Below are 23,523 nucleotides of genomic sequence, written 5' to 3' on the forward strand. Positions count from 1 at the left end.
ATTTAATTACTTTTAAACTGCTCAACCTGAAATTCCCTTTTCGGATGAATAAAAAAATTCTAAAACTAGCCATTCCCAATATCCTGAGTAACCTGACTATTCCGTTGCTCAGTTCAGTAGATACTGCTTTGGTGGGGCACCTGGACGGATTACATTATTTGGGTGCGATTGCAGTGGGTGGAATGATTTTTAATTTCATTTATTGGGGATTTGGGTTTCTGAGAATGGGTACCACCGGACTGACAGCTCAGGCATTTGGCAATGATGATAAAGCAAATATTTCGTTGGTTTTTACCAGGGCAATTCTTTTAGCCATGCTCATCAGCTTTATTTTAATAGTGCTCCAAAAACCAATAAGCTTACTGGCTTTTTACCTGATAAAGGCTTCTCCTGAGGTGGAAGTTTTTGCCCAAAGCTATTACAACATTCGGATATGGGCGGCTCCCGCAACTTTGATGCTTTATGCGATTCATGGCTGGTTTTTAGGTATGCAAAATGCCAAATACCCTTTAATCCTGGCGATAGCTGTAAATTTGGGTAATATTGGGTTTAGTGTGTTTTTTGTGAAAGTTTTACACCTCAATTCTGATGGGGTGGCTCTGGGGACAGTTTGTGCACAATATATGGGGTTGGTTCTTGGCTTTTTCTTATTATTGAAAAAATATAGGGCTAGTTTTAAAAAACTGATTTTCAGCCAGATTGTAAAGGGTGATGAACTAAAGCGGTTTTTAAGTCTCAATTCCGATATTTTTATCCGTACCTTGTGCCTGGTCTTCGTGTTTACTTATTTCACAGCAGAATCTGCAAAATTTGGAGATGAAATATTAGCGGTAAATACCATTCTCATGCAGTTCTGGACTATTCTGGCCTATGGAATAGATGGCTTTGCCTTTGCCGCAGAAAGTCTTGTGGGGCTATACATTGGAAAAAAGGAACAAGCTAATATGCGGCAGGTAATTAAACTCTTATTTCTCTGGACTATTGGGTTGGGATTGGCCATTGCCCTGGTTTATTGGCAGTTCGATGAGGCTTTACTTTCTTTATTTACCGACAAAACAGGTATCATTGTATTGGCTGGTCAGTTTATTATTTGGACTATTTTAGCGCCCTTAGTCAATGGTTTTTGTTTTATTTGGGATGGTATTTTTTTAGGAGCAACTGACACAAAATCACTTAGAAATTCTATGCTCATCTGTACCTTTTTAGTATTTCTTCCCATTTATCATTTCACAGCATCCGATCTTGGTAATAATAGTTTGTGGATTGCCATGTTTGTTTTTATGATTTCCAGAGGAATTACCCTCTCCTTTATTGCCTGGAAACAAATTCCTAAATGGACTTAAATTGTTGGATTTTATTAAAAAATCCCTGCACGTTTTTTTTTGAATATCCGCTTTAAATTCTTGTCTATTTAGTGCGCTATTGCCTCTTATCGATTTTTTTGGAAATAAAATTAGAAAAGTCACGTGTTAAGGAGAGTTTACCTAAAAACAGAAATTATCTTCTTAAACCAAACAAGTATGCTGAATAGAATAATACTACTATTAATGGCCTTTGGCTTTATGTTAATCCTTAATGCACCGCTGATGGCTCAACAGCCATTAGAACATGAAAAAACGGTGATAAAAAAAGAAAACGGAACAATTTACTGGCATGGAGATTTACCCGTATATTTCTTTATTTCAACCAATAAAGATGGAAGCAATCCTATACTTCTGGAAAAAGGAAATGCAGAAAAGTATACCAACCCTTATTTTTTCGATACTGAAGGGGTCAATTTTGTAAGAACCAGGTGGGCAATTGATCCTGCAACTAAAAAACCTGTTGTTCCGGCATTGGAAGTGGAATTTGAGGTGGAAAGAGATTTAACTGCGCCCAAAAGTTCTCTATCTCTTGAAGGAGCTCCAAAATTCGTGGCAGAAGGAAAGTTATTTTATGGGAAATCCCTAAAAGGAGTATTGAAAGCAGAAGATGAAATATCAGGAGTGAAAACGGTTTATCACGCAATAAATGGTGCAGCTTATTCAGCCTATCAGAATCAGTTGGATTTTTCTAAAGAAGGGGATTATTCACTGAATTATTATTCAGTTGATATAGTTGGAAATCCTGAAGAACCAAGAAGTAAAATATTCACGGTTGACGCGACTGCTCCAATTACGAATTATATTCTTCATGGGGACAGGTCGGATAATATATTATCTCCCAGAACAACCATTGCACTTTCTTCCACTGATGCTGCTTCACAGGTTAAACATACTTATTATGAATTTGAAGGTAAAGGAAAGCAGGTATATGGTACTCCTCTTAAAATGTCCAGCCTGGCTGATGGGGAGCACGTACTGAAATATTATTCAACCGATAATGTGGAAAATGAAGAAGGCGCCAATTCATATGCATTTTATTTGGATAAAACAGCTCCGGATGTAATGTCGGAAATGATAGGGGCCAGATACCAGAATGGTGGGAAAACTTTTGTGGCTGGTCAGACTAAATTGAAACTTACGGCAAGAGACAATAAGGCTGGTGTTGAAAATATTTATTATTCAGTTGATGGCGGAGAGTTTTTAGTTTACAATAAACCATTTATTCTGGACAAAAAACAAGGAAGCTCTATTGTCAGGTTTTACGCGATTGATAAAGTAAAAAACAAAGGAAAGTCTCAAACCAATTCTGAAATGGGTAATTTATACCTGGATTTAACCGCACCAAAAGTGAGTAATTCCTATTCAGGACCACAGTTTTTTAACAGGGATACTATGTTTATTACCAGCGAGACAGAAATCATTCTTAAAGCCACAGATTATGAATCGGGAGTTGAAAAAATAGGTTATTCCATTAATAAAGGGTCAGAATTAGTTTATAATGAGCCTTTTAAAATCGAAAAAGATGGCTACCATGATATTGAATATTTTGGTGCTGATCACGTAGCTAACAGAAGGAAAGACAATTTTTTCCTTATTGTAGATAATAAAGGCCCTGAAATATTTTATCACTTAAGTATGGATGCTATAGGAAGTATGCAGCTTAAAGATCATTCCAGTCCACTTCCTGTTTATGCCGCACACACCATGTTGTACCTGGCTGCGACTGATAGAGCCGTAGGCACTGATAAAATTTTTTACTCTCTGGACGGAGAACCTGAAAGGCTATACACACAACCTTTAAAAACTACCAAAAAAGGTTTAAGGACACTTACTGTAAGAGCTGTAGACCAATTAGGTAATGAAACTAAAAGCGAATTAATTGAAATTGTAATTCAATAGGACTGAATAATATTATTTAAAATATTAAAGAGGCTGCCCTTTACAAGCAGCCTCTTTTTATTTTTCTTTAAGAAAAGAAACTAAAGAATTTTCTAAAATTCCAGATTTAAGATATCTACATTCCCTGTGATGTGAATGGTTTTCAAACCTGTTTTTTTTGCCCCTTCAATGTTATCAAAATTATCATCAATGAAAACTGTTCTCTCCGGGTCCAGTTGGTTTTCATCAATAATTAATTGATAAATACTGGTGTTTGGTTTCCTGTCTTTTACAATATGGCTGTAATAGGTTTTTTCAAACATATCTTCCAGAGTAAGACCGTTATAATTTTCGCTTAATCTTTTCCCTGCTTCTATCAAATGTATAGCATTGGTATTACTCAGCAAAAAAGTTCTTTTCCTTTCTTTTAGAGTCTTTACCAATTCAATTTTTTCTTTGGGAAAGTCCAATAACATGGCATTCCAGGCCGCGTCAATGGTGGCATCGTCTGCAGTGATATTGAATAATTTCCGCAGTTCCGCCCTAAATTCTTCAGGGGTTACCTGGCCTGTTTCAATGGCATCGATTACAGGTTGTTGCTGCTTGCCATTAAAAACTTCAAAGAAATCGATTTCCATTAGCTCATTAAAGCTACTTATGGTTTTGTGAAAATCGAGATTCATGATTACTCCACCCAGGTCAAATATGATGTTATCAATGTTTTTCATAAATTAAATTTGGTAAAACTGTAGTTAAATTTTGCGTTAAAATTAAGGGTAATAATTTAAGAAAACCGGAACAGAATCTTAATTGAAACAAAGATACTTTTTCAACGAATTATACTTAAATTCGAGAAATTAATAATTTATGAATATCTGGAGGTAATATTTTTTAATTTAATAAAGAATTCAATTATTTTTTGATGATCACTAATAAAATCATAAATTTATTGATGATTTCATAATTAAAGTGCCCTATCTCTTAGTGACTTTGAGAAAATATCACTAGTCTAAGTATTTTAGTCTAAAATTCCCTATTTTTAATATTTAAATAATCTAACAAAATATTAAAATAGTTATATTTTTAAAATCTTGGTTTTGTTCTTTATGTAATATTTTTTCTTATTTGCATCCAATTTCTCCGGAACGGGAGGGCAATTGACAGTTTTTATTTACTCAAATCAAACAATTTCCCATGCGAATTGGAATAATTAAAGAGGAGCAAGACGCGAGAGTGGCAATTATCCCTGAAGTTGCCAAAAAAATTAAAGAGGAAGGCAATGATATATTAGTAGAAAAAGATGCTGGAGCCTTATCATTTTACACCGATCAGGATTATGAAACAGCCGGAGCTACAATTCTTAGTCAGGACGAAATCCTAAAGGAAAGTGAAGTAATTATTTCCATACACCCCCTGAGTGAAGAGGCTTTGGCAAAAGCTTCCGGGAAAATGGTAATTTCGTCCTTCCAACCATTTGCAGATGCTCAGATTCTGGATAAATTGAATGCAGCAAAAGTGAGTGCCATGAGCCTTGACATGATCCCAAGGATCACTATAGCACAGGCGATGGATGTACTTTCATCTATGGCATCAATATCCGGATATTTAGCTGTGATTGAAGCGGCTAAACGTTTGCCCAGGTATTTCCCCATGCTTACTACAGCAGCAGGAAGTATTCCTCCATCCAAAATTTTAATTATTGGAGCAGGGGTAGCAGGCTTGCAGGCAATTGCCACTGCAAAAAGATTAGGAGCTGTAGTTGAAGCATTTGACACCAGAGCAGCCTCTAAAGAAGAAGTGCAGAGTTTGGGGGCAAAGTTTGTGGAAGTAGAAGGAGCAACTGATGACAAAGGAGCTGGTGGATATGCCGTAGAGCAATCTGAAGAATACAAGCAGAAACAGAAAGCATTAATATTTGAAAAAATTACTAAAGCTGATGTAGTAATTACAACTGCCCAGCTTAGAGGAAAGCCAGCACCGAAACTCGTAACAAAGGAAATGCTGGATAAAATGAAGCCGGGTTCAGTGGTGGTAGATTTGGCTTCTTCTACCGGTGGAAACTGTGAAGTGACTGAAGATAATAAAACGGTGGTTTACAATCATATTTATGTGATTGGAAATTCTGAATTAGCCGCCAATATGCCCATGCATGCCAGCCAGCTATATAGTAAAAATATCCATAATTACATCAAGACTTTTATTAAGGAAGGAAAATTAGAGCTGGATTTTGAAAATGAAATTGTTTCTTCATCTTGTATTACGCACGATGGAAATATTCTTTATCAAAACCCTATTCCTAAGAAGGAGGTAGAAAAGCAATAGATCAGCTTTAATATGTTGCTGAAGTTGCTATTATAAAGCTCCATTTTAATTCCCTTTTCGGGGGGTAAGGGTAAATTGGATTGATAAAATCCAATTACTTCATATTCCGAAAAGAGCCTGAAAAGCTCAAGACTAAAAGAGTATTGGTACTTACAAAAATAATTTTATAATGATGTTTGAATTTTTACAGGAGAATTTGATGATGTTTTATCTCCTCACATTTGCCGTTTTCCTTGGCATGGAGGTGATTTCAAAAGTTCCAACCGTGCTTCATACACCACTTATGTCAGGCGCAAATGCCATTAGTGGGGTTGTGGTAATTGGAGCCATCCTACTTATCAGACAAGCTCAGCCAGACAATTATCTGGTGTTAATTTTGGGTTTTCTGGGAATCGCTCTGGCCATGATCAATGTGGCAGGTGGTTTTGCCGTGACCAACAGAATGTTTGATATGTTCAAAAAGAAAAAGAAGTAAGGATCCTGGATCATTATTTCTTTTAAGAAATCAAATTTAAATAAGGGGCGGGTACCACCAGCAAGAAATAAGTGAGGATTTGCAGTGCGTGTAAATCCTGTTTATTAACAGTGAAATTAAAAACTTGTAAATGCCTGTGGCACAAGTCCTGTCATCAGAAATATAAAAATATACTACCGTGTGGAATATAATTACAGAATACACATATCTAATTAGTATCATCCTGTTTATCATGGGATTGAAAAAATTAAGTCACCCTGAGACTGCCAGAAATGGAAATTTACTTGCAGCTGCAGGGATGGGTCTGGGTATACTCATAACCCTGATTTTTCCAATGGAAGGCGCTCCAAATAACTATGCCTGGATTGCTGGTGGAATGATAGTGGGTGGAGGTATAGGGCTATTTGTAGCCCAAAAAGTGCTCATGACCAAAATGCCTGAAATGGTTTCCCTTTTCAATGGTCTTGGAGGTGCCTGTTCAATGTTGATCGCCTTCGTTGAATTATATAACCTGGAGCCGGGAACGTCTTTAGGTGATGGACAGGGATTAACTACCTTATTTGCCCTGTTTATTGGCAGTATTTCCTTTACTGGTAGTTTAATTGCCTATGGAAAACTAGATGGCTTTTTAAGAGATTCATTGGTTTTGCCTGCACCGCAATTCATCAATATGGGATTGTTAATTGTAATTTTAGGGCTGAATGGTTATGCCATGACCCTTCCCGGAATTGACATAACCTGGATATTAATATTAACAGGTGTTTCTCTGCTTTACGGAGTAACTTTCGTTACGCCAATTGGGGGGGGAGATATGCCGGTTGTAATTTCCTTATTAAACTCATTTACAGGATTAGGGGCGGCAGGAGCCGGATTAATCTATGGAAATCAGGTGATGGTGATTGGTGGAATCCTGGTAGGTGCTTCAGGAACAATTCTTACCGTATTAATGTGTAAAGCTATGAACCGATCACTGTTAAATGTAGTAATTGGTGGATTTGGTGGAGGTGGTCAGGCTTCAGGTTCTTCCAGAGATGAAGTGGTGAAAGAAGCCAGCCATGCTGATTTGGCAATCCAATTGAAATACTCACAAAAAATAATGGTGGTTCCTGGTTACGGATTGGCTGTGGCTCAGGCACAACATACCATTCATGAACTTGAGAAAAACCTGGCAAGTGAAGGAGTAGAAGTAAAATATGCCATTCACCCAGTTGCAGGTAGAATGCCGGGCCATATGAACGTGTTATTGGCGGAAGCTGATGTCGATTATCAAAGATTGCTGGAGCTGGAAGAGGCGAATAAAGAAATGCCTTCAGTAGATATGGTACTGGTAATTGGAGCGAATGATGTGGTAAACCCTGCCGCAAAAGAAGATCCTTCAAGTCCAATTTATGGTATGCCTATTCTGGATGTAGAATTAGCCAAAAATATTACAGTGCTTAAAAGAGGAATGAGTGCCGGGTATGCCGGTATTCAAAATCAATTGTTCTTCGGAGATAAAACCAAAATGCTTTTTGGTGATGCAAAAGCATCTATTTCCAAACTGATTGATGAAGTGAGTAATGCATAAGTCATTGGCTCATTTGCTGAGAATAAAAAAATGGGAATGGATTTTAAAATCCATTCCCATTTTTTTAACTTACTTCTAATTCTTCTTTTTTTTCCGGTCTTTTTTCTCCCAAAAGCTCCCCGATTCTGCCTTCTTCCTTCAGTTTGGAAATCAATAGGGTAATTTCCTTAATGGCGACTCCAAGAGGGATCATTTCCCCATCGTAGTCAATAAATTCAGCCTGTCTTTGCAAAATCATTTTTGTTCTTTGGGCCAGATCAATTCTTAGAAATTGGAAAAGGTCCAGAATTTCATAATCCGTATGGGATTTTTTGATTGAAACATGAGCTATTTTTGTGCAATTTAATTCCATGTTTTTTGAATTTTAGCTTTTTGGATCACCTGAGTTTTCAGACCTCCATTTTTTTTGGATTGATGATTTTTTTAGGTTGAGTAGTGAAATACTGGCAAATCATAACATCTGCATTTTTCTTAATTAACCCATTTCCTGAAGTAATTCTCTCAACTCCTGCTCTGAAAGCTCCTCTTCAGTGGCATCTGGTTTATCTTTTGATTCAGTCTGTATAACTGAAGGTGGAAAAATGCTAATGCCATTTCTTTCTTCATCTGGAGAAACTCTTAACCCCACGGTTTTCTTTAAAATGATGAACATTAAATAACCTAATCCTCCGGCCCAGATAAAACAGGTCACTACACCAAGGCATTGTACACCTAACTGCACCCATCTGCTATGTGCTAACTGCTCTTCAGGGGCGAAAAATACCAGTGCGATTGTACCAAACGCTCCGCAAAACCCATGAATTGGGATGGCCCCGACAGCATCATCTATTTTCATTTTTTTCAGTAGAAAATCATAGCCATAATTGTGGACCAAGCCTGCCAATCCACCAATGATGATGGATGCAAATGGAGACTGAATATGTGGGGAGGCCGTAATAGCGACCAGTCCGCCCAGCACACTTCCAATTAATTTTTCGAAAATGCCATCTTTCTTTTGGAAAATGAAACAATGGAAATAACCTATCAGACCTCCTGCAGCTCCGGCCAGATTCGTGTTTAAGATAATTGATCCTACATCATTTCCCCAAGCCAGTGTACTCCCTCCATTAAATCCCCACCAGCCTAACCAGAGCAATATTAACCCCAATACTCCATAGGGTAAATTATAGGCCTTGATAGGTTTGGGATTCCCTTTTCTATCAAATCTGCCAAGTCTTGGGCCTAGTAAATACAAACCAGCCAGAGAAACCCAGGCGCCAACCGAATGAACAACAGTTGAACCTGCAAAATCGATAAATCCTAAATCAGCCAACCAGGCAGAATTGTTTTCAAAGAATAAATTACCCCAGCTCCAGTGCCCGAATACCGGGTAAATAACCAAGGCAATGAAAAAGGAGGCGGTGAGATAAGGGATAAAACCAGTTCTTTCCGACATGGCTCCCGAAACGATTGTAATAGCGGTTCCTACAAAAGCTAATTGGAAAATAAAAAATATACTTCCCAATGAGAGCCCTCCCTCAATATCAAAACTTTCCGGGAGAAACATATTTGTACCCACAATCCCCTGGGAACTGTTTCCAAACATAAATCCGAAGCCTACCATAAAAAATACAAGGCTACACACAATCCAGTCGATCAGATTTTTCATGGCTACCGTTTCGATGTGTTTTTTTCGGACCAGGCCGACTTCAAGGCATTTGAATCCGGCTTGCATCAGAAATACAAGTCCTGCTGCCACTAATACCCAAAGGGCATCAAAATTAGATTGGACTTCATTTGTAGTAACAGAATAGCTTTCTGCAGAACAGAGATAAGGGAAAAGGATTACAGAAAATAACACCAGTAATTTTTTCATTTAGTGCTTTAAAATTTAGGGTAAAAAATAGTTAAGTGGATAAATAGTTAGTTTTTTTAAACTAAAAAAATAGGTAATTATACGTAGGTCTGTTAGTTGAGATTTAAAACTGTTTGAGAACGATAGGAAGGATTGAAGTGTATAGTGTTTGGAAAAACTACGAGGTTTTTCTTAGAAAATAGTTGGGAATTAGAGTTTTAGTAAGTAGTTTGTATTAGGTGAGTTAAGGAAATCAAATTCAGGGAGAGATTTTCGGGTTTTGATTTAAAACTTTAAATTGGTTTTTGCGGTTTGTTATTTCTGTAAAATTCACAAATTGAAATATAGCCAGATTAAATCGTTTAAAATTTAAACAGAATTTTTTGACCCTTTCAGACAAACTCAATCACCAACACTATTTTTTGTAATTGTTTTTCGGTTAAAAAATTGAGCAACGGGTAGGTAATATTAAAATTTGATTTTTCTAAAACTATCTAAAAAGGAGATAGTTTTTCTTAATAATTAATGTGCCGTGAATGGAATTCTGGTACTTAAAATCCAATCAAAATGATTAAAGATAAAAATGCATATTGGCTATATCTGTCAGCAGCCATATTATTGATGGGGCTGGGGATTTATTATTTTCTATTCGAAATAAATAAAAGCCACTGGTGGGTGATTTTGCTCAGCGGTTCTGTATTTAATATGTTCCTGGCATTCAATGTTAAGAAAAAGGAAGAATAAAGAAATTGGTTTTAATACATAAAAAAAGGAATTGATTAGGTTCAATTCCTTTTTATTTTTCCAAACGAGGTATATCTACTGTTGGGCGATGAAAGGAAATACCTCAGACTCTACATGTTCCTGAGCCATAATTTCACTCATTTTCTCCACAATTTCAGGATGTTGGTAGGCAATGTTATTTTCTTCCCCCGGATCATTATCTAAATCATACAAAGCAATAGGGGCTTCAGGATTTTTAAGTACGCCTAATCTTACACCTTTCCAGTTTTTGATTCTTACAGCTTGTTTGCCTCCCTGCTCATGAAATTCCCAATACAGAAATTCGTGTTCTTTTTGTTCTCCTTCTCCGGTAAGAGTCGGCAAAAAGGAAATTCCATCAATTCCTTCCGGAGCGGTAGTTCCTCCAATTTCCGCTACTGTTGGTAAAACATCCCAGAAGGCAGATATATGTGCAGTTTCAGTTCCAGGCTTTATTTTCCCTTTCCATGAAGCAATCATTGGCACTCTGATACCTCCTTCATACAAATCTCTTTTGTAACCCTGGAAAACACCATTACTATTAAAAAACTCGGGATCAGCACCACCTTCCAGGTGAGGACCATTATCACTGGTGAACATGATAATGGTATTTTCAGCAATTCCGTGTTTCTCCAGCTTTTCCATGATGTCCCCAACTGCATTATCCAGATGTGTCATCATAGTAGCAAATGCGGCATGGGGCATTTCCTGAGAACCATAGGGACCCTTTCTGTAACTTTCTCCACTGTCTACTCCTTTATATGGCGTTTCGGGATATTTTCCTTTAAACCGGGCAAAAATGGAATCATCTGGTACTATAAGCTCGGCATGCGGAATGGTGTAAGGTAAGAATAAGAAAAATGGCTGATCTTTTTTATCGTCAATGAATTTCAAAGCTTGTTCGTGGATCACGGCATGGCTATATTGCTCGGTTTTGCCATTTTCATTTCCCTCCATTATTATTTTCTGATCATTTTTCCATAAATGCCCTGGATAGAAATTATGGGCTAAACGCTGACAGTTATAACCAAACCATTCATCAAAACCCTGATTTTCCGGAACTCCTTCGCTTCCCGGACCGCCTAATCCCCACTTTCCAAAGCCTCCTGTTACATAACCGGCATTTTGCATGATTTCCGCAACAGTCACTATTGAATCCGGAATGGGCTCCTGGCCTTCCGGTTTAAGTTCTTTATTTCCTCTGATGTACGTATGGCCAGTGTGGTAGCCAGTCATAAGGGATGACCTTGATGGCGCACAAACAGTTGTTCCGGCATAGTGGGAAAGGAATTTCATTCCTCCGGCCGCCAGTTTATCAATATTGGGCGTAGCAAACTTTTCCTGCCCGTAGCAACCAAAGTCCCCATATCCGGCATCATCCACTATCATATAAATGATATTTGGTTTATGTACTGTAACTTCAGCTGGTGGTTCTTCCTGCTTTTGAGATTGATTATTACAAGCCCAAATGGCGCTTATAACCATTAAAACTAATAAATGAGATTTTTTCATTTTCAATAGAAAGTAAAAATAGAAATATAGATTGATTTCAAAACCTTAAATCTAGGGCTGGCTTTTGGATAAGACAAATGAAGTCAGGAAATTCTGAAACTTATATTTATTTTTCTGGATCTGTTTTTAGGATCAGGGCAAAATGTTACAAAAAGAAATTTTTAAATAAAATATTTTTCATTTTTCAAATTCCACTTAACTTACCATTAATTTAAATTGGCATATTTGCGCTTATGGAAGATCAATCATATACAGGAGAATTATTAAGGACAATTATTTCAGAACTTAGGGAAAGGTTGTTGGGCGTATCTGAGAGTAGGAGTGAGGTAAAGCCTGCACCAGAAAAATGGTCCCCAAAGGAAGTGATTGGGCATTTAATTGATTCAGCTGCTAATAATCATCAGCGATTTGTAAGGACGCAGTTTCAGGATAATATGATTTTTCAGGGTTATGATCAGGATGCCTGGGTGGCTGTTCAAAATTACCAGGGCCATACCTGGAAAGATCTGGTTAATCTGTGGTATTATTACAATTGGCATCTTTCCCAGGTGATGGATGCTGTTCCCGATGAAATTCGTTACAGGGAATTTGAAAATCATAATCTACATGAAATGGCTTATATTAAAATTGATAAAGAAAAACCTGCGATGTTAGAATATTTTATGCAGGATTATATCCGGCATTTGGAGCATCATATCCAACAGATATTTGCCAATTACGAAAAGAAATCAACGTAAAAAAATGGGATTTGAAATTCATCTCAAATCCCTTTTTAATTCCGCTAAGTAAAATCGAAATCAAAAAACATATTTTTTGAAATTAAATACATTTTTATTTTTTAGCACCTAATCCAATCTCCGCCAATCTTTCAGCTAAAAATTTCCCAGCAGTAATATCTGAGTAGCGTTTGGGATTTTCTGCATCAACACAACTTTCCAGACAAGTAAGGTCCATTTCTGATTTTGGATGCATGAAGAAAGGAATAGAATACCTTGATGTATTCATTTTATCTTTTGGAGGATTTACCACACGGTGAATCGTTGATTTTAACTTATGGTTGGTCAGTCTGTCCAGCATATCACCTACATTTACCACAATCTGGTTGGGAAGAGCGGTAATTGGAATCCACTCTCCATCTCTCCTCAAAACCTGTAACCCATCGGCACTTGCTCCCATTAGCAATGTGATGAGGTTAATATCCCCATGTTCGGCTGCTCTCACGGCATCTTCGGGTACTTCTTCCGGATTTTCAATAGGGTAATAGTGTATAGGTCTCAGGATACTATTTCCTTTGGAAGCTCTTTCTGCAAAATAGTTTTCTTCCAAATCCAAATAAATGGCAATTGCCCGAAGCATCTCTAATCCGGTTTTTTCCAAAGTGGTAAATACTTTGGTCCCGATTTCTTTAAATTCAGGAATTTCGTCTGGCCAGATATTATCCGGGTAATCATCAAAATTATGATTTTTGCGATCCAGGTCTGGCTGACCGATGTGGTAAAATTCTTTTAAGTCCCCTGTGGTTCTGCCTTTTGCATGCTCTTTTCCTTTGGAAATATAGCCCCGCTGATTAAATATTTCTGGCTTTTCATATTTCTTCTTTATTTCATCACTCAGCGCAAAAAATTTCTTCACAGTTTCATAAAGCTGAGTGGTCATTTCATCGGTCAGTCCATGGTTTTTAATGGCCACAAATCCAATATTCTGGTAAGCCTCCCCCAGGGCATTCACAAAAGCCATTTTTTTATTTTCATCTCCTGAAGTGAAGTCGGCTAAATCAAGAGAAGGAATTGAGTCGTAAAGTTTTGATTCCATATTTTTTGGTAAAAGCAGGAATAGTCCTGATTAAAAAAACGTAAATTAAATGAATTTTTGAACAACTAGAAGGCAATTGCATATTGTTTTTTTATCCTCAGTTGCCGAAGCACAAATGTTTAATGGGGAATACTTTTTTTCCCTTTTCGCTTCACTATAAAGTATAAAAAAACAGCCACAATGAAAAACAAAAATGCTCCTGAAATCAACAATGCCATTGAGGTACCTTCCCTCACAATGGTTTCAGGGGAACCCATAAAAATGAAATTGGCCCAATAATATGGTGCTGCAGTAATATTGTCTGCTTTCTTCAAATAGCTAAGTTTGGCATTTCGAAGGGCTCGTGATTTCGAATTACCCTTTTTAATTTCCTTATAAAAATTCCCCATTATGTCTTTGGTTGACTGATCCGAAGCAGGCCACATACTCATCAAGATATTGGGCACTCCGGCATACAGAAACCCCCTTGCCAGACTCATCACTCCTTCCCCTTGGTAATATTTGCCAATTCCCGTGTTGCAGGCACTCAAAGCGACTAAATCGGCATTTAATTCCATGTTATACAATTCATATGTATTTAATAAACCATTCTCAATAGTATCATGTTCCGCATCAAAAATTAGTTTAGAATACATGGGGTTTTCATCGTTTATCAGTGTGTGGGAGGCAATATGAATAATGCCATGGTCCGGACTTTTTTGCTTAAACTGAAATTCGGTGGCCTCTGGGCCTGTAACTGCAATGCCCTCCATCAGCTTGGCTATTGATTCTACCTCTTCCTGAGCATATGGAAGGGGAGGAGAAGATGTTAGTAGTGACCTTTCGGAAGTATTTAGCGCTAAAAGATTTTCATTGTTTGCCTCAGAATAAATTGGCGCAAACCCTATAAATGAGTCATTTTCCTCAGCTCTAGGCAAAGGATGGAAAAGTGAACTGCCTGAATAATGATAAGCTACTTCAAAATCTCTAATGAGGTAATTATAGGCCTGATAGCTGTCTTTTTTGGGGTGTTGATCCTGAATAAGGATTTCAAATGGAATATAATTGAGTAAATCGTCCGGAATAACGATTAATTTTTTGATTTCCCCCTTTTTATATTGGCCCAATACTTCGGCTAAAAGCAATTGGTATAAATAGCAGCTTTCTTCAAAAAGAATTTTTTTATCAGGTGATTTTAAACTTTTTGCCAAAAGCTGAATACTACTTTCAAAATCAATAGGTTTTTCGGTTTTAAAATATCTTAAATTCTCCTTATCCAAATAAAAAAGGTAAATCTCATTTTCCCCGATAAAGAATTCAAGGAATAAAGTTTTCGGTTCCAGTTTTTCCTGGAGGGAAAGCACTTCAAATTTCGGAGCCTGATATTTTAACTGAAAATAGGAGGGATAATCGGCTTCCAGATCTTCCACCAGGGTTTCCAGTTCGTTTATCAGGTTAAAATATTTACCCTGGAATTCTTTAATCTTTTCATTACCAGATTCTTGCTCTTTTTCTTTCCGGATTAAATTTTGAAGGTAAGCAATCTCCTGTTTGAGGTCTCTTTCCTTTTCCAATAACGACTCATCAATTCCGGCAATCTTTTTAGCTTCTAAATCCTGCAGGGCATCTTGTAGTATGGCAGCTTTGTTTTTCTCCGCATAAAAAAGCGCTTTTTCCAGATAACTTTCATGATTTGTCAATTCAAATAGAGCAAGGGAATTTTGAATAGAAGCTTCCAGTATTTTATGGTTCTTTTTCCCCAACACCATTTTAGAGCCCATTCCCGAAATTCCCCAGCGCAACTGATCACTCAATTGACTAATCAGGGTAAAAGTTTCGGCAGCGCGATTGAAATCCTGAACTTTTGAAGTACTGTCCATTTGTGCCCATCCTTTGTTTTGGAAAACCTGAGCCCGCAAAAACAAAGAGATTAAAAGCGCTCTCTGATCCATTATATTTTCCATTGTAGGTTGGGATAGCCAGTCTTCTACAGATGCTGAAAAAGTGAGAATAGCTAATGATTTATCGAGCGAATCCAGCGCTTTTTCAAACTGTTTTTGGGCCAGGAGCACCCTTCCGGTTTCCTGATATACCACAGCCATCCGGACATTATCCTGGCCTATTGTCTTTGCATAAATGGAGATGGCTTTTTGATATTCATTTAGGGCAAGGTCATATTTCCCCATTTTTTCATAAACCATTCCGGTGGTAGTGTAATTCTCGGCAATATTTGGATGGGCATTCCCAAAGTTGGATTGATCTATTGTCAAAGCCTTTTTTAGGGTGGTAAGGGATTGCGCATATTCCCCCATCTCTTTGTAAGAAATGGCCATATTGTAATAGTCTCCAGCCACATATGGATGGTTGGGGCCGGAAAGTTTCTGGTCAATTTCCAAAGCCTTTTTATAATAATTAATTGCCTCGTAATAATTCTCTAACTCAGAATAAGTGATGCCCATGTTCACATAAGAAGCGGCAATGGCTGGATGAGTTTTACCAAAAATTTTCCTCCTAATGTCTAATGACCTTTGATAATACTCCAGAGCTTTTGAAAAATCTCCCCTGGTTCTGAAGATAATGGCCAGGTTATTATAGGAAGTAGCTACATCTGCATGGTCTTTTCCAAATAATTTCAGCCTGATTTTTAATGATTTTTCATGGAATTCCAGTGCTTTATGGTAAGCATTTTTATGGCCATAAACTACACCCAGATTACTATAACTTTGCGCCACATCCGGAGCGTTTTCCCCGGAAATTTCTTTCCTGATTTCCAGTGATTTATTGTAAAAGGTGATAGCCTGATCTAAATCACCAAGGTTATCATAAAGGACACCTTTCAGGTTATATCCCTCGGCAACATCTTGATGTTTCTCTCCCAGAATATTCAACTGAATTTCAAGAGATTGATCTATAAAGTTCATGGCAGAATCAAAATTTCCTTCCCCAAAATTTACCATTGCCAACTCGGAAAGATTTCGGGCGATAGTGGGATGATCGCCTTTTATCAATGCTTGTCTAATTTCTAGGGCCTGATGCAGGTTTTTGGAAGCAGTGGAATAATCCCCTAAGATATCGGCTATCATTCCAGTATTGTGCAAGCAGGTGGCTGTGGTGAGGTTTTTTAGGCCAAACTTCATTTTACTTAAGGAATAGGCTTCTCCAAATACTTGTTGAGCCGCATTAAACTGACTAAGTTTCCTGTAATTATGGCCAATGAGGTTCAGGCAATCAATCTCCCTTTTTACAAAGCCAAACCGACTGAATTCTATTTTGGCTTTATTCAAATAAAAATTACTGCTATCCGGTTTTTCATTTTCCATCAACTTTATTCCCATTTGGAAATAACCTTTAGCAGCAGTTGTATCCTGAAAGGTAATCAGACGCAACGAAAATTTATCCTGGGGTAGGTTAAAGTAGCTGTTAAAGGGGAAATTAAGATGAAGAAACAAACTACAGATATATACAAAAAGCATAATAACTGATTGATTAATTGTAGAAAAATGTGATTGGATTTTGTTTTACTCAGAAAGTCAGTTTGATAATTTCCTTTCTTAATTTAAGACCATTTTTCCAGAAGTCAAAAAAATATTCTACCTAAAATTTAAGTAGAATATTCGTATGAAATAATTAGCTTTATTGGATTGCAAGTGGAGTTTTTTACATCAAAACTGTTCTTGTGATTTATTCAGAGAATCTGAGGTTTTTTCTTTTAGAAGAATATGATTCCTTAAATAGCGGATTAAACTTCAATTTATAGGAGAGTAATAATCTAATTGATCTGTTTTTGGAAGTATAATCTCCTTTATAGGTATCTAATAAGCCGTGGTTGTAAACCAGGTTTACACCAATGCGTTTTGTAAGATCATAGCCTACCCCAAGAACCAAATCCAGATCTACTTTTTTCATATTTTCAGTTCCTTTCTCTTGAGTTTCATGGCCAAAAGCATTGGTTTTAGATTTCTCGGACAATAGAAATCCGGGGGTTAATCCCGGAATAAAACTGAATTCTTTGAGGCCTGGAAACGGGGCAATATTGAAAAGGAGGGGAAGAGAAATGTACTTCCTCACTGATTGGCTATTGATGCCATTTGCACTGCTAATTGCAGCTCTTCTTTCTCCAGGTATTTCATATTCAGGGACCTGATAGGTGGATTCACTTTTTCCTCCCTTTGTTTCAAAGACTAAACCCGGCCTAAAGGCAGTATTTTCAGAAAGTTGGACAGGAACCAGGAAACCAAGAGTTACCACAGGAAGCATTTTTGTTTTGCTTTCCATGTAATCTCTTTCTTCATCCGAACCGGTCCAGCCCAATCCTGGGCCAAGAATAGCCTGTAAACGAGCAGAGCAATACATTTTTTGGGTTTTTTCTGAAATTTCCCGTTGGCCTTGTGCATGATGAGCAAGTAGGATCAAAGAGAACAGCACGGAGCAAATGTGAATTATTCCTGGTTTCATAGTTTCAAATTTTTGAATGGTTGGAAAAGTAATATCAATGCCACAGGACTAAATCTGTAAGAATGGCCCTTAGTCTTTTTGTGGCTTGTACTTGTTACCAGAAAATTTCTGAGGATGGGCAAAAGGGGATTTTATGATTTTTTTGGCATATACTTTTTCCCCGGCTTTTTGCTTATGCAGTGAAGTATTGGCTTCCTGGCAACAGGAAGGACACATAATGCAGTGGATACAACTTTGTAACATTATAGAAATAAAAATCACTGCAAGAAAGGTGAATAGTTTTTTGGTAAATGGTAATTTTCCCATGGTACAAGTTTTTTGGAAATTATTGGAAAGTATTTGTAAAGGGAGGTATACCGGGCAGGGAAAAGGTAAACGTACAGAGGAAAAAATTAGATGAAATGATAAAAACTAAACATATGAAGGAATTTCATTTGATTTCCTAAAGTAAGTTAAGGGATTTTGAAGGAACCATTTATTCCAACAAATTAGCATTAGAAAATTATTTTACCTGTTTACACTTCTTAACAAACTTTTGTACATTTTCCTGTTGACCTTTATGGAGAAAAAGTCACTTAAAGGGAATTAATTTTTTAAATCAAAAAACTATTTTAAGGAAAACCAAACTATGATAAAAAACAAAATTATTTATTTGTTACTCTTTTTTACTTTCTCCTTGCAATGGGGGTTCAGCCAAAACCTGGAAGATTTTGTTTCCAAATATTCAGGAAAAAATGGCACTGGATATATGCAGCCCCTTTCCGATGCTTTTGGGGCCAACATGAACAGTGGTTTATTCCGGGATGCCAAAGTAAAGAAGAGCGGATTTCAAATGTACCTGGGGCTGGTCACTACTACTGCCCTGATTTCAAATAATAGTAAAACATTTAGTGCAGAAACTGAAGACGGTTTTACTCCTTCACAAACGGTAACAGCCCCAACCATTTTTGGAAGTACAAATGTGGTGGTGGCTAAAGGAGATGAAGGTACCGAAACCTATTTTCCAGGCGGCTTAGGGATGGATATTATGCCAGTTGCATTTCCTCAATTGAGCATTGGTTCGATTTTGGGCACGGAGGCTACAGTAAGGTTTTATGCCTTTGATGTGAGTGAAGATTTAGGTAAATTGAATATGCTCGGGCTTGGAGCTAGACATAGTATTTCCCAGTATTTAACTGAAACTTTTCCAATCGATCTGGCAGTTGGGTATTACTGGAATTCCTTTTCAGTGGGAAATATAGTAGATGCCAAATCTAATTTTATTAGTCTACAGGGAAGTTATGAAACCGGAGTGCTTACCGTTTATAGTGGCCTTGGTTTGGGTTCTTCTAAGATGGATTTGGAATATACCACCGATCAGACTGGAGAAGAGGAAACTATAAGCCTGGCTTTGGAAACAAAGAACAAACCTAAATTTACCCTGGGGCTCGGGTTAAATCTTGGAGTATTCAGGCTAAATGCGGATTATAACCTGGGAGTAGAAAATGTGTTTTCTGCCGGTTTAGGATTTGCATTTGGAGCAGATCAGGAATAAACTTTCAACCTACAAATTCAAAAAACAGAACTGGATAATGAAAAGAATAATAGCAATAATAATTTCCTCTATAATGCTTATGGGATGTGATACGCAAACTTTCAATTTTGTGGTCAATCTGGTGAGTAATTATGAATATGATATTAAACAAACCGGGGATTTTGAGGAATCCCAAAAAGTGACCAAAGCCGAATTTGATTTACTTCTAATTGACCTGGACCTTCCGGATGATGCCGAAATAAAAAAGGTTTCCATTGAAAGTATTGGATTGGCTTTTACCCCTGATGCTCAAAATGAGGCCACCAGTATTATTTCAACAGGCGTCTATGAGGATGATTCGAATGGCAAATTTAATATTTTCGAAAATTGTGAAGCGGAAATTCCTGCTACTTCTGGTGAAGTGGTGGAAGTTTCAGGTTGCCTGAATCAGGCCGGAGTGGATGCGTTAACAGACAAATTCTGGGGATTCATCACCGATACGGATGACGAAGATTTTACCGTATATTTTTCAGGGACCACTGAACCTGGAAATGCTTTTGTCTCCTCAAAAATAAGTGTAAGAATAAAAGGCAATATTGTTTTAGAAAATGAAGTAGAAGTTCCTTTCTTTATGGGGAAACAGTAGGAGTCGGGATTTTTACAAATGGAGAAGTGGCAAACTTCTCCCTTTGTAATCTTTTCAATCTAATGCTATTCGGAATTTGTAATTCCGAAATGCTATGCTAGCATTTTTAATCCTGATTAAATCCACACAAGAACAATTGCAATCCAGCTGAAACAAGCATTGTATTAAAATGCCAAGGTATTAAAATAAATAACCCTTACATGAAAAATCATATAAGGGTTAAAAAATTACGATTGATTAATTTTTTACTGAGCAAAAATTATCCTACACTGCCCTCAAGGCTGATGGCTAATAATTTTTGAGCTTCTACGGCAAATTCCATTGGCAACTGTTTTAGCACCTCCTTAGCATAGCCATTTACAATTAAAGCCACTGCCTGCTCAGGATCAATTCCCCTTTGGCCGCAATAGAATATCTGATCTTCTCCGATTTTTGAGGTAGTCGCTTCGTGCTCTACCATAGCGGATTTATTATCTACTTCAATATAAGGGAAAGTATGTGCCCCACATTTATCGCCCATGAGCAAAGAATCACACTGAGAAAAGTTTCTGGCCCCTTCTGCTCTTTTCATTACCTTCACCAAACCTCTGTAACTGTTTTGACTCTTTCCGGCAGAAACCCCTTTAGACACAATTCTACTTTTGGTGTTTTTACCAATGTGAATCATTTTGGTTCCGGTATCAGCCTGCTGGTAATTGTTTGTTACCGCTACAGAATAAAATTCTCCAATGGAATTATCTCCTTTCAAAATACAACTTGGGTATTTCCAGGTAATGGCAGAACCAGTTTCAACCTGAGTCCATGAAATTTTGGAATTATCTCCAAAACACAATCCCCTTTTGGTTACGAAGTTGTAAATACCTCCTTTACCATTCTCATCACCAGGATACCAGTTTTGTACTGTAGAATATTTTACCTCAGAATCTTTGGACGCGTAAATTTCAACTACCGCAGCGTGCAATTGATTTTCATCCCGCATTGGTGCGGTACATCCTTCCAGGTAACTCACATAAGATCCTTCTTCTGCTACAATTAAAGTTCGCTCAAACTGTCCTGTATTAGCTGCATTAATCCTGAAATAAGTGGATAATTCCATAGGGCATTTCACACCTTTTGGAATGTAACAGAATGATCCGTCACTGAAAACAGCAGAATTCAGTGCTGAAAAATAGTTGTCAGCCACAGGAACTACCGAACCAATATATTTTTTCACCAACTCAGGATGGTCCTGAATCGCTTCACTGAATGAACAAAAGATAATACCAAGTTCACTAAGTGTTTCCTTGAAAGTAGTGGCTACGGATACACTGTCAATAACAGCATCTACAGCCACACCAGTCAACCTTTTCTGCTCAGTAAGGGAAATACCTAATTTTTCGAATGTCTTCAGCAACTCAGGATCAACCTCATCCAGTGATTTGGGTTTGGTTTTTTGCTTGGGTGCTGAATAATATATAATATCCTGGAAATCGATTTTGGGGAATTTGACATTTGCCCAATTCGGTTCCTCCATTTTCAACCAGGTATTGAAAGCCTTTAATCTCCATTCCAACATCCACTCAGGCTCTTCTTTTTTGGCAGAAATAAGTCTTATCACATCCTCACTTAAACCTTTAGGAATTTCATCAGCTTCAAGATTGGCAGTCCAACCATGCTCATATTCCTTGGAGGTAAATTCTTCTAAAATCTCAGAGTCTTTATCTACACTCATTTATGCTTGTTTTTATTTAGATTCAAACTAAATTACAAAAATATAATAAAATTTTAATCTTAGACCTTTTTCTTCATTAATTTGAAAATGATTTATCATTAAAGAAACAAGGTGATTTTCTAACCCCTTTTAATTGTATATTAGAAGTGGTTTTGAATTAAAATTTATCTAACTACATAGATAAACAATTATGTTCTTTTTCTGTTCAAATTGCCAATTAAATATATCTATCCCGGATTGGTTTTTCCTATGTAGCTCAACATATTTTACCATGGAAATAAGTTTTTAGGGTTGAAATTTTTTTGTTGATTTGAATTTTTATTTTGTTTCTGACTAAAATTAATAATAATTGAACTTGCAGGCTAAAAGTGAACCCCAGGAAATAATTAAGGATAATCCAAAAATTATTAATGCATGGTGTTCCTACGATTGGGCTAATTCTGTTTATGCACTCACCATTTCCTCTGCCATATTTCCTGTTTATTATAATCAGGTAACCAGGGCTGCTTTTGATGGGGATAAGGTCCAGTTTTTTGGATTTTCTATTGAAAATACCGTACTCTACACTTACTCTTTATCTTTTGCTTTTTCTGTAATTGTACTTATTTCCCCTATTCTTTCGGGCATTGCCGACTACGGTGGCTGGAAGAAAAGAATGATGAAGTTTTTTGTTTATCTGGGTGGAGGTGCCTGTATCGCTTTGGCCTTTTTTAATGGGAAAAATATTGAATTTGGAATAATTGCCAGCACACTGGCCTGCATAGGCTGGGCTGGCTCCCTGGTTTTTTACAATTCCTATCTGCCGGAAATTACCACACCCAATCGCTTCGATAAAATAAGCGCTAAAGGCTTTGCCATGGGCTATGTGGGCAGTGTAATCCAGTTAATTTTCAGTTTAATCATTGTCTTAAATCCCGAAGTATTTGGGATAGATCCTGAAAGTAAATTTCCCGCTCAATTATCATTTTTAACAGTTGGAGTCTGGTGGATTGCCTTTGCCCAAATTGCTTTTCATTATCTTCCTTCCAATATCCACCACCGAAAGCCTACAAGAGGCCATTTGTTTAAAAAAGGCTACAAAGAATTGTATGGGGTTTTTAAACAGGTTTTGAAAATGAAACCCATTAAAAGGTTTCTCACCGCTTTGTTTTTTTACAATGCCGGGGTGCAAACCGTGATGTTGTTGGCTGCTACTTTTGGAGAAAAGGAAATTGCCCTGGATACCGGCCAGTTGATCATGACAGTTTTGATTATTCAGCTGGTGGCGATTGCCGGGGCCTATTTATTTGCTCGAATATCCGAGTTGAAGGGAAATAAAATGTCCATCCTCATAATGCTGGTAATTTGGGTAGGGATTTGTATTGATGCCTATTTACTGAAAACATCTACAGAATTTTATATCCTTGCTTTTTTTGTAGGGATGGTGATGGGCGGAATTCAGTCCATGTCCCGCTCTACCTATTCAAAACTTGTTCCTCAGGAAACGGTAGATACCACTTCTTTTTTTAGTTTTTATGATGTCACAGAAAAGTTTTCAATTGTAGTAGGCACATTTGTATATGGTGCCATGGAGCATTATACAGAAAGTATGCGGGATGGCGCTTTGGCTCTGGTTGCCTTTTTTATTGTAGGGTTATTGTTTCTTTTACGGTTTAGAATGCCTGAAAAAGAAACGGTGGTTTAATTTGGAATA

General features: G+C 37.2%; 19 protein-coding genes. 10 read left to right on the forward strand and 9 right to left on the reverse strand.

All coding sequences use genetic code 11. The features are described 5' to 3' along the window. The first annotated feature begins 44 nt into the window (after window positions 1-44). Window positions 45-1,343, forward strand: a complete 1,299-nt coding sequence (locus A3EM_RS0139485; RefSeq protein WP_020533762.1) for an MATE family efflux transporter — start codon at window positions 45-47, stop codon at window positions 1,341-1,343. Between the two features lie 177 nt (window positions 1,344-1,520). Then, window positions 1,521-3,263, forward strand: coding sequence for an OmpL47-type beta-barrel domain-containing protein (locus tag A3EM_RS0139490; RefSeq protein WP_157638306.1), 1,743 nt, complete (start codon window positions 1,521-1,523; stop codon window positions 3,261-3,263). A 92-nt stretch (window positions 3,264-3,355) separates the two neighbouring features. Here A3EM_RS0139490 and A3EM_RS0139495 read toward each other — a convergent pair whose 3' ends face one another. After that, window positions 3,356-3,970: an HAD family hydrolase gene (locus tag A3EM_RS0139495; RefSeq protein WP_020533764.1), complete on the reverse strand. Its 615-nt coding sequence runs from the start codon at window positions 3,968-3,970 to the stop codon at window positions 3,356-3,358. A gap of 466 nt (window positions 3,971-4,436) precedes the next feature. Here A3EM_RS0139495 and A3EM_RS0139500 point away from each other — a divergent pair, with 466 nt between their 5' ends. The 3 genes from A3EM_RS0139500 to A3EM_RS0139510 all read left to right on the forward strand — a co-directional run bounded on the left by A3EM_RS0139500 (window position 4,437) and on the right by A3EM_RS0139510 (window position 7,606). Then, window positions 4,437-5,564 carry a Re/Si-specific NAD(P)(+) transhydrogenase subunit alpha gene (locus A3EM_RS0139500; RefSeq protein WP_020533765.1) on the forward strand — a complete coding sequence of 376 codons (1,128 nt, stop codon included), beginning with the start codon at window positions 4,437-4,439 and terminating at the stop codon, window positions 5,562-5,564. A 172-nt stretch (window positions 5,565-5,736) separates the two neighbouring features. Beyond that, window positions 5,737-6,039 carry a proton-translocating transhydrogenase family protein gene (locus tag A3EM_RS0139505; protein WP_020533766.1) on the forward strand — a complete coding sequence of 101 codons (303 nt, stop codon included), beginning with the start codon at window positions 5,737-5,739 and terminating at the stop codon, window positions 6,037-6,039. A 178-nt stretch (window positions 6,040-6,217) separates the two neighbouring features. Then, window positions 6,218-7,606, forward strand: coding sequence for an NAD(P)(+) transhydrogenase (Re/Si-specific) subunit beta (locus A3EM_RS0139510; protein WP_026210876.1), 1,389 nt, complete (start codon window positions 6,218-6,220; stop codon window positions 7,604-7,606). A 64-nt stretch (window positions 7,607-7,670) separates the two neighbouring features. On the opposite strand, the gene A3EM_RS0139515 is transcribed toward A3EM_RS0139510, so the two are convergent. Then, window positions 7,671-7,958 (reverse strand): hypothetical protein, encoded by a 288-nt coding sequence (locus A3EM_RS0139515; protein ID WP_020533768.1) that lies wholly within the window; start codon window positions 7,956-7,958, stop codon window positions 7,671-7,673. A gap of 123 nt (window positions 7,959-8,081) precedes the next feature. Next, window positions 8,082-9,461, reverse strand: a complete 1,380-nt coding sequence (locus A3EM_RS45170; RefSeq protein ID WP_020533769.1) for an ammonium transporter — start codon at window positions 9,459-9,461, stop codon at window positions 8,082-8,084. A 546-nt stretch (window positions 9,462-10,007) separates the two neighbouring features. On the opposite strand from A3EM_RS45170, the gene A3EM_RS47925 reads away from it, so the two are divergent. Then, window positions 10,008-10,184: a hypothetical protein gene (locus A3EM_RS47925; protein ID WP_020533770.1), complete on the forward strand. Its 177-nt coding sequence runs from the start codon at window positions 10,008-10,010 to the stop codon at window positions 10,182-10,184. Window positions 10,185-10,259: 75 nt separating this feature from the next. Here the strand turns inward: A3EM_RS47925 and A3EM_RS0139530 are convergent, their stop codons facing one another. Next, window positions 10,260-11,714: an arylsulfatase gene (locus tag A3EM_RS0139530; RefSeq protein ID WP_020533771.1), complete on the reverse strand. Its 1,455-nt coding sequence runs from the start codon at window positions 11,712-11,714 to the stop codon at window positions 10,260-10,262. A gap of 233 nt (window positions 11,715-11,947) precedes the next feature. Here A3EM_RS0139530 and A3EM_RS45175 point away from each other — a divergent pair, with 233 nt between their 5' ends. Next, window positions 11,948-12,451: a DinB family protein gene (locus A3EM_RS45175; RefSeq protein ID WP_020533773.1), complete on the forward strand. Its 504-nt coding sequence runs from the start codon at window positions 11,948-11,950 to the stop codon at window positions 12,449-12,451. A gap of 94 nt (window positions 12,452-12,545) precedes the next feature. Here A3EM_RS45175 and A3EM_RS0139545 read toward each other — a convergent pair whose 3' ends face one another. The 4 genes from A3EM_RS0139545 to A3EM_RS47930 form a co-directional block, all read right to left on the reverse strand. Continuing rightward, window positions 12,546-13,526: an isopenicillin N synthase family dioxygenase gene (locus A3EM_RS0139545; protein ID WP_020533774.1), complete on the reverse strand. Its 981-nt coding sequence runs from the start codon at window positions 13,524-13,526 to the stop codon at window positions 12,546-12,548. Window positions 13,527-13,645: 119 nt separating this feature from the next. Continuing rightward, complete coding sequence (locus tag A3EM_RS0139550; RefSeq protein WP_211212047.1) at window positions 13,646-16,891, reverse strand: CHAT domain-containing protein; 3,246 nt, start codon at window positions 16,889-16,891, stop codon at window positions 13,646-13,648. A 295-nt stretch (window positions 16,892-17,186) separates the two neighbouring features. Then, on the reverse strand, window positions 17,187-17,960 hold the full coding sequence (locus A3EM_RS0139555; protein WP_020533776.1) for a porin family protein: 774 nt from the start codon (window positions 17,958-17,960) through the stop codon (window positions 17,187-17,189). 69 nt (window positions 17,961-18,029) lie between these two features. Next, complete coding sequence (locus A3EM_RS47930; protein ID WP_157638308.1) at window positions 18,030-18,266, reverse strand: hypothetical protein; 237 nt, start codon at window positions 18,264-18,266, stop codon at window positions 18,030-18,032. A gap of 322 nt (window positions 18,267-18,588) precedes the next feature. Between A3EM_RS47930 and A3EM_RS0139565 the strand changes: the two genes are divergently transcribed. Beyond that, on the forward strand, window positions 18,589-19,494 hold the full coding sequence (locus tag A3EM_RS0139565; protein WP_020533779.1) for a DUF6588 family protein: 906 nt from the start codon (window positions 18,589-18,591) through the stop codon (window positions 19,492-19,494). A gap of 37 nt (window positions 19,495-19,531) precedes the next feature. Beyond that, window positions 19,532-20,119: a hypothetical protein gene (locus tag A3EM_RS0139570; RefSeq protein WP_157638309.1), complete on the forward strand. Its 588-nt coding sequence runs from the start codon at window positions 19,532-19,534 to the stop codon at window positions 20,117-20,119. 259 nt (window positions 20,120-20,378) lie between these two features. Here A3EM_RS0139570 and sufB read toward each other — a convergent pair whose 3' ends face one another. Then, window positions 20,379-21,830: a Fe-S cluster assembly protein SufB gene (gene sufB, locus A3EM_RS0139575; protein ID WP_020533781.1), complete on the reverse strand. Its 1,452-nt coding sequence runs from the start codon at window positions 21,828-21,830 to the stop codon at window positions 20,379-20,381. 349 nt (window positions 21,831-22,179) lie between these two features. On the opposite strand from sufB, the gene A3EM_RS0139580 reads away from it, so the two are divergent. Further along, window positions 22,180-23,514, forward strand: a complete 1,335-nt coding sequence (locus A3EM_RS0139580) for an MFS transporter (RefSeq protein ID WP_020533782.1) — start codon at window positions 22,180-22,182, stop codon at window positions 23,512-23,514. Window positions 23,515-23,523: the final 9 nt, after the last annotated feature.

The sequence above is a fragment of the Flexithrix dorotheae DSM 6795 genome, from assembly GCF_000379765.1.
GTDB lineage: Bacteria > Bacteroidota > Bacteroidia > Cytophagales > Flammeovirgaceae > Flexithrix > Flexithrix dorotheae.